The sequence below is a fragment of the Shigella sp. FC1567 genome (assembly GCF_001743015.1).
GTDB classification, from domain to species: domain Bacteria; phylum Pseudomonadota; class Gammaproteobacteria; order Enterobacterales; family Enterobacteriaceae; genus Escherichia; species Escherichia coli.
In genome coordinates, this window is sequence record NZ_MIIV01000249.1 from 1 (window position 1) to 1,703 (window position 1,703).

2 protein-coding genes and 1 pseudogene are annotated in these 1,703 nt (G+C 47.1%); all 3 read right to left on the reverse strand.

Annotated elements, in window-relative coordinates; translation table 11 throughout:
- Window positions 1-227: IS3 family transposase (locus BHE85_RS14765; protein ID WP_057951205.1), on the reverse strand; the 227-nt coding region annotated here is incomplete at its 3' end.
- A 73-nt stretch (window positions 228-300) separates the two neighbouring features.
- Window positions 301-1,161 (reverse strand): annotated as a pseudogene (locus BHE85_RS14770) (phage integrase); the annotation flags it as partial.
- A 236-nt stretch (window positions 1,162-1,397) separates the two neighbouring features.
- The coding region (locus BHE85_RS14775) for an integrase core domain-containing protein (RefSeq protein WP_032232747.1) at window positions 1,398-1,703 on the reverse strand (306 nt) is incomplete at its 5' end.

The following is a 1,703-nucleotide window of genomic DNA, read 5'->3' on the forward strand; positions in this document are numbered from 1 at the left end:
CGTTGTAGCTTTTTCCTCAGCTTACGTATTTCGATTTGTTCTGGTGTTATCGGAGAGGCTTTTGGTGTTTTGCCCTGACGCTCATCACGCAGTTGTTTGACCCATCTTGTCATTGTGGAAAGGCCAACATCCATAGCTTTGGCGGCATCTGCCACCGTGTATTTCTGGTCAACAACCAGTTGAGCGGATTCGCGTTTAAACTCTGCGCTAAAATTTCTTTTTTTCATTGGAGCACCTGTGTTGTTCTGAGGTGAGCATATCACCTCTGTTCAGGTGGCCAAATTCAGTGTGCCACTTCACAAACGTATGGCGCAGAACGTGTGTGAGTTGACCGCGAGGGAGCACGATAGACGTTTTTTCCATCACGGATAAAAATTGAAAATAGCAGTCTGTGAAGAAATTGAACCCATCAAGCGCCATGATCTCTTCGTAAAGCTCTTTACTGATAGGGATGCTTCTGTTTTTCTTCCCCTTCGTTCTGACAAAGGTAATTCGGTATTTGGTCACCTGTGAGCGGGTAAGATTTACGGCTTCACGCTAGCGTGCGCCTGTGCTTAAGCATATCTTAACTACCAGTGCCAGAATTGGGTCCTGACGTTTGCAATCAGCCAGCAATTCAACAATCTGCTCATGGGTAAGCCATGCCATCTCTTTTTCTGCGATGGTGAATTTTCGCATGTTCTCCAGTGGGTTCGGATACGACCATTCGCCCAGACGGGATAGTTCGCTAAAAACACTACTTAGATAGCTTTGCTCCAGGTTAATGGTGACCGGGCTTGCTCCTTTCTTCCATTTCTCGCTGAAGTAGATCCCGCCTGTCAGGCGTTTATCTCGATAGTGGGCAAACATTTTAGAGGTGAGATCGGTTGCAAGAGGATTGCCCAGAGCGTCAACCATCAACAGCAATTTGTCATAGACATGCTGCCCAGCTGTCAGAGATTTACCATGTAGTTTGAACCATAGCTCAACCACGTCTTTCAGTGTTCGACGATCCACTGATTCACCCAGCCAGGGCTTTGCTTCGGTTTCTTCCATCGTGTGGCGCTCAAAAGCCAGTGCTTCGCCTTTGGTGGCGAATTGTTTACGCACACGACGCCCACTTCGTCCGGCGGGGTAACATTCGCAAAGCCATTTCCCAGTGGTGAGTTTTCGTACTGCCATAAAAAATGCCCTCCAGTAGAGAGTATTTTTACTGTATGTATAACCAGTGTCAATGTATGAAATCCTACGACCATACATCTCACTGAAGCCATAATGAAGTTGGCTATTCTTTTTGCTATGTGAGCATGTAACTTTTGCGGTTAACCTGCGGCTCATTTTTATTTTAGACGCAGATATAAAAGCAAAAGGGTAATTGAACCGCCCCGGGTTTCCTGGAGAGTGTTTTATCTGTGAACTCAGGCTGCCAGATCATCGTTTCCGATGGAAGCATAATAAGCTTTTTCTGCTTCTGCCGGAGGGATGTGGCCCAGCCTTTCCAGCAATCGTCGATTATTATACCAGTCCACCCACGTGAGTGTGGCCAGTTCCACTTCTGCACGGTTTTTCCAGCTCTTACGGTGTATTACCTCCGCTTTGTAAAGACCATTGATGCTCTCCGCCATCGCGTTGTCATACGAGTCGCCTGTACTTCCTGTTGATGCCAGTAATCCGGCTTCCTTAAGCCGCTGTGTGTAGGCCAGCGATACATACTGAGAACCTTT